The organism is Rhabdaerophilum sp., assembly GCF_046092605.1.
Taxonomy (GTDB): Bacteria; Pseudomonadota; Alphaproteobacteria; order Rhizobiales; family Beijerinckiaceae; genus Rhabdaerophilum.
The window spans coordinates 1-5,615 of sequence record NZ_JBJTDY010000125.1 but is presented as its reverse complement, the minus strand read 5'-3'; the positions used below and the strand labels follow the sequence as shown (position 1 = coordinate 5,615).

The 5,615-nt window shown below is 60.9% G+C and carries 5 protein-coding genes; 2 read left to right on the top strand and 3 right to left on the bottom strand.

What is annotated here, in order from left to right; all coding sequences use genetic code 11:
• A partial coding sequence (locus ACKODO_RS09670; protein WP_408983231.1) for a hypothetical protein occupies positions 1-447 on the top strand: 447 nt, incomplete at its 5' end.
• A 471-nt stretch (positions 448-918) separates the two neighbouring features.
• Here ACKODO_RS09670 and ACKODO_RS09665 read toward each other — a convergent pair.
• The 3 genes from ACKODO_RS09665 to ACKODO_RS09655 all read right to left on the bottom strand — a co-directional run bounded on the left by ACKODO_RS09665 (position 919) and on the right by ACKODO_RS09655 (position 4,230).
• The gene (locus ACKODO_RS09665) at positions 919-2,025 is read right to left on the bottom strand and encodes an acetoin dehydrogenase dihydrolipoyllysine-residue acetyltransferase subunit (RefSeq protein WP_408983230.1); all 1,107 of its coding nucleotides are present in this window, start codon (positions 2,023-2,025) and stop codon (positions 919-921) included.
• Positions 2,022-3,335, bottom strand: coding sequence for an aromatic ring-hydroxylating oxygenase subunit alpha (locus ACKODO_RS09660; RefSeq protein ID WP_408983229.1), 1,314 nt, complete (start codon positions 3,333-3,335; stop codon positions 2,022-2,024). The genes ACKODO_RS09665 and ACKODO_RS09660 overlap by 4 nt, the downstream gene beginning before the upstream one ends.
• A gap of 130 nt (positions 3,336-3,465) precedes the next feature.
• Positions 3,466-4,230, bottom strand: coding sequence for a ThuA domain-containing protein (locus ACKODO_RS09655; RefSeq protein WP_408983228.1), 765 nt, complete (start codon positions 4,228-4,230; stop codon positions 3,466-3,468).
• 67 nt (positions 4,231-4,297) lie between these two features.
• Between ACKODO_RS09655 and ACKODO_RS09650 the strand changes: the two genes are divergently transcribed.
• A complete protein-coding gene (locus ACKODO_RS09650; protein ID WP_408983227.1) occupies positions 4,298-5,053 on the top strand; it encodes an SDR family NAD(P)-dependent oxidoreductase in 756 nt (251 codons plus the stop codon).
• Positions 5,054-5,615 lie beyond the last annotated feature (562 nt).

Genomic DNA, 5,615 nt, shown 5'->3' with positions numbered 1-5,615 from the left:
CCAGACTTCCCCCCGGCCCGGCACGCCACCACCCAAGAGAAAGTGACCGAAATGACCCAAAGAGATGACCGGCCTCCGCAGGACGATGAAGACGCCTACAGCGCCTGGCTCGAGCGCAAGCGCGAGGCGCGCAAGTCGAGTTCCGCGGCCGAGGTGCGCCAGCGTCGCGAAGCCGACTTCCCCGAAGCCCTCCAGGGGCGATGGATCGACCCGGACGGCTCGGACACGGAGGTGAACATCCAGGGCAGCCAGATCCTCTGGGCCGGGGAACCCCGGCCCTATATCGACAAGATGCCCATGGTCGTCGAGGCGGACGAAATCTACTTTGTGATCGTCTTCCCAGAGGACGAGGAGGAAGACAGCCAGACGGGACTGTATCTCATGGGCGATGATCTCTTCTTCCACAGCTGGCACCACGTGGCCGGCTTCGTTCGGGAGGAGAATTGAGGCCAGGTGGGCGGAAACCCTCGCGTTCAGGCGGATCGCCGGCCCCAGCGAGCGGGGGCGTGGCGCGCGGGCGATCATCGTCGGCGAGCTCAAATGACGTTTGCTCTCCACCGATTGGCGCGTGGTGAGACTCGCGATGCACCGGCTGCCAAGACGATTACCGGCAGTTGACAGAGAATCTCTATCGGTTGCCACAGCCATTTGCGCTGCAATGCGTGCGCCAGCGCGAGGAGACGCCTCCGGGACAACTGGAGGCGTTTCCTGCAGGTAGAATCCAACCTCTCCCTCAAGCTCACCGCATTCGTCCGGTTCGGCCAGATCGCGAGCATGCTGACGGCTCTGGGCTTTCTGATCGCCGGGCCGCTGGCGGACAAGAGACTCGAATCTGTTCAGGATCCTACGGTCTGGGGCGCGGTCTGCCAGGTCGTCGGCGACCTCAGGGAGACAAGTTGATAGCTCCGACCTAACGCATCAACCGAGATGCGCGCGAAGTGCGGAGATGACAGCTGCGGGTCGTTCCGCGTGAGGCATATGCCCGGCGTCATCGATCGTGATCAGCCGAGCGTGTGCAGGCAGTAGCTCAGGGTCCGGTGTGCCGACGACTTGATCCTGCGAGCAGGCGATCATGAGGAGAGGCGCCGTCACCGAGCCGAGGAGGGCCTCGTTGATAGCGAATGCGGGCGAGCCTATCGCCTCTCGGATCGCAGCGAGTGCGTCGTCGGCGCCGTCGAGCCGGCGCGCCTTCAGTACGCTCTCGGCGAGCTCGCGGGTCGCGAGCGATGGATCAGCGAATAGCTGAGCAAGCACGGTCGCGAGCTCTCGGGCGCGCCGCGCGGCGAGGAAACCATCGAGATACTCAGAGCTGAGCCTTCCACCCGGAAGACCTGCGGCGCAGATCAACGCCAGGCTTTCTGTCCGCTCAGGATGTGCGAGGGCGAACGCCAGCGCTACGGCGCCGCCCAGCGAATGGCCGACAAGATGGACGCGAGGGGCATCGAGCGCGTCAAGCGCGCGCGAGACATCTGCTGCGAGATCGGCGGGCGAGGCTCCGGCCAGCGCCTTTGTTGATTCTCCATGGCCAGGAAGATCAAACGCGATGGTGCGCCGACTTCCGGCCAGCGCCGGCTGTACCGCGGCCCAGTTGTCGAGGTCGCCTCCGAATCCGTGGAGGAACACCACCGGCGGATCACCCTCGCCGGCGATCGCCGCGCGCAAGGCCCGCGCCTCGCCAATCGTGACCTTTAAGCTCTCTAGGCCAGCGCCCGCCTCTTCTGTTTGCGGCACGAAACGCGCCTGGAAGTCGGAAACATAGGCGTCGATCTCTTCGTCCGCAGCATCAGCAGGCCCGAGGACGGCGAGAAGCGCACCCACGGGCAAAGTCTCACCCTCGCGACCAACGATCCGCCGGAGATGCCCGGCGAACGGGGCCTCGAAAGTATTGACGATCTTGCTCGTCTCGACATCGACAAGCTCGTCGCCTTCCGAGATCGCCGCGCCCTCCCGAACGCTCCAGGCGCCGACAGTACCCTCCTGCATGGAGAGACCCCATTTCGGCATGGTCAGTGGTCGCAGGGTCATTCGAAAAGATACCGGTCTAGCGTGCGATGGAAATGCCGAATACGCACTTCCTGATAGTCACCGAGCTCGATCCGACCGTTCGCCGAAACCTTCATGCCCTCCTGCAAGAACGGCAGGTTCGCCATGTCCTGCTCAAAGACATTTGCGAGCGACCCGAGTTCGGGCGCGGCAGTCCAGGCCTCCGTTTCGGAGAGCATTCGCATCGGCACAGGCTTTGGTCGCGGTCTATCCTTATGCCGGCGGGTCAAGATCCGGACCTCCATCAAGGTGCGATCCTGGTCCGGCCAGGGTCGCCAGCGATAGACGATGTTAGGCGTGAAGCCGCCCCATGGCGCCATGTTGGGAAAGACATTGTAAGTATAGGCGTCGAGCAATTCACTATCGGTGGCGTTTTCGAAGTCGAAGCCTGTCTCAGCTTTGTACTTGTCGCGATTGGCGGCGGCGAGGAATTCGCGGGCCCCGACACCTGGTGGGAGCTTCGGAGCGCCCCCGCCGGCCACGCGTCCACCGAACTTCATGATGGAATCGACCACGAATTGCTCATCGTGACCCTGGCCGGCGAGATGCGGCGAGAGTGTGCCGAACGGCGTAATAGCCCGGTTCACGTGATCGCCATAGATATCGTAGCGTGAGTTTGCATCGCCGGTGAACGGGAGAATCTGAGGGTGCGTGACTACCGAGTGCCACGCCTCCATGAAAGCCTCCGCCGTCGCCTTCCAATTGGCGGGAATGACTTTGCCGACCCAAACGCCAGTGACACAGTCTTCCAGGTTCCACCGAGCGAAGTGTGCCGGCAACGGCGCCAGCCACTCGTGGAGCGGAGCGGCCTTGCCATCCACATTGACGAAAACGAAACCCGCCCAAACCCCGACCCTGGCCTCCGGCAGTTGCATGCGCTGAGCGTCGAGGTGCCGGAAATCCCAGGCGCAGGGGATTTCCTTCAGTCGTCCGTCCGTTTCCCAGGTGAAGCCGTGGAAGGGACACTTGAAATCGCCCGCCCAGCCTGAGCGGGTCCGTAACTTCCGGCCGCGATGAAGACACACATTATGGAAGGCGCGGATTGTCCCGTCATTCTGTCGGGTAACAAGCAGGGAGACGCCTGCATTGTCGTAGACGACAACATCTCCGGCATCAGGTATTTCCTCTTCCCGGCAAGCAAACTGCCACACCCTGGGCCACATTCGGTCCACTTCGCGCCGGAAGAATTCCGCGGAAGTATAGCGCTGCACATCGAGGGGCGCTGAGCCAAGATACTCATAGGACGTTTCGCGCAGAAACTCAGGTACGGGACGAGAGTCAGCGTCAAGCATGTCCTCCCAGGTCACCCCGGGGCAGCGCGCTTGCCCCGGCGGCGGAGGGCTCCCTGAACCTTCCATGCACCATCTCCCCTAACGCCCCCACACGATACAAGGGGCCGGTAAAACCAGCAAGGGCGCCAGTTTATCGATCAGTCCGATCGATGGCCCAGCCGAGACCACGGCGCAGCAAATGGTAGAATACCGGCAGATCCCACGAACAGCGTTCGACCTTCGGATAGTAGGGATAGACTGGACGGAAGTCATAGTGACCGCGGCAATGGCCCAGGGTAAGATAAAGGACTCCGCCAAGGTCCGTCGGTCGCAGATACATGACGAGATGCGCACTCTCTTCAGGCCACGAGCCCTCAGTGAAATATGGAACATCGCCCTTCCACCGCGTCTCCAAAATCGGAATGTTTCCGCTACGGTAGCTAGACAGATAAAGTTCGTCGTCTGCTAGAAACGGACCAATACCCTCCGCCAACGGATGAACCGGCTCGCTCGCCCTGACCCAGAAACGCTCTCCCAGAGGTGGGTGCGCCTTGAATTGGCTTCCGAGCATATCGATGAACGGCGCCGGTAGATCCGGGGTGTCCACGCGGGGTTCCTCGCCAGGTCCGGATAGCCATTCTGTCACAGCGTTGGTCGCGTGAAGCGCAAACCAACGGCCGCCACGCTCAATGAAGGTGCGCAACGCTTGGATCTGCTCAGCTGTGGGCGCGACATTACAGGTGTATGTGACCAAGACATCCGAACGGCTAAGCGCAGTGACGTCGCTGTAGTCCTGGCCAACCGTCGTTCTGACACGGTCCCATTCGGAAAGCAGCTTTAAGATTTCCAGCCGTGCGAAATCGAAGTCATGGAAGACGCCTCCGCACACAAGATGCACCTGAACAACCTCGGTCATGTTAGATTGTCCTTTCTTGACGCTCCACGTTGTCTATCATGTTCTGGCTAATTTCGGGAGATGAGCTATGGATCTAGGTCTGTCTAACAAAAGAGTCGTGATTTCTGGCGCGACGCGCGGCATTGGGCGCGCCATTGCCGAGACCTTTCTCGATGAGGGTGCAACTGTCGCCTTTTGCGCGCGGAAGGGTGATGAAGTCGCTGAAGCTGAGGCGGCGCTCAAGAAGAGGGGCGTCGCGCATGGCGCCGTATGCGACGTCCGCAATGGCGATTCCTATCGCGACTGGCTGGCGACCGCAGTCGAGAAACTTGGCGGCGCCGACATCTTCATCCCCAATGTCTCGGCTGGCGGCGGCATGGGAAGTGAGGAAAACTGGCGCAACTCTTTCGAAATCGACATGCTGGGCGCGGTACGAGGCGCAGAGGCTATGGCGCCGCACCTTGAGAAGACAAACGGTGCAATTGTCTTCATCTCGACAACAGCGGCAACGGAGACCTTTGTCGGACCTCAGGCCTACAACGCGGTGAAAGCGGCGATCAACAACTACGCCAAAAACCTGGCGACCCAGCTTGGGCCCAAGGGTGTCCGGGTCAACTGCGTATCCCCGGGGCCGGTATACTTCGAGGGCGGTTCCTGGGCGATGATTGAGCAAAGGATGAAGCCTTTCTTCGATACAACCATGGCGCAAATCCCGATGGGAAGGATGCCGGCGCCCGCCGATGTGGCGCGCGCGGTTGCTTTTCTTTCAAGTCCCGCCGCCGCGATCATCACGGGTGTCAATCTCGTGGTTGACGGCGGAATGCTGAAGCGGGTCGACTACTGAACGGTCGTCGGGCGGGGCGGCCTTTTGACCGTTCCCGCCCGACCCGCACCCCAACACTAGATAAGGAATCCCCTTGCAGAATCACAACCCATGGAAGCTCGGTTGCCGCAACATTAGCGAGGTTGTGCACCTCAGGATCGAGCGGCACTTCGTTACAGCTAAAGACCTGACTCGGGGAGAGCAAAAAAACCGGCGCCCCCTCGTGCACGATAACACTTCGGACATTCAAAAACACAGAGGATAGATTCGGAGCGCGATTCTCTTGTTCCGATGGCTCGGAGAGTGGCTGATAAAACACTGTGCGCACACTGCCTAAATCAAGCGCATACCGTTGGTCACCGACCTCGAGCGCAAACCAACGCTGGTGGAGTGCAAAGTGGTCGACAGCGAGTGTTTGTAATTCCATGGCTAGTCCTCGGATCCCACTAATCGCGCCTTGTTATGTGCCCAAAACGCGCCAAAAAACAGAACTAATGAGGCAATCAGGCCAATCACCGCATCGCCAAAGCTCCCTAGGGCAGCCAGCTGATCGATGCTCGCCTGACGGGCCTGGGCAGAGATT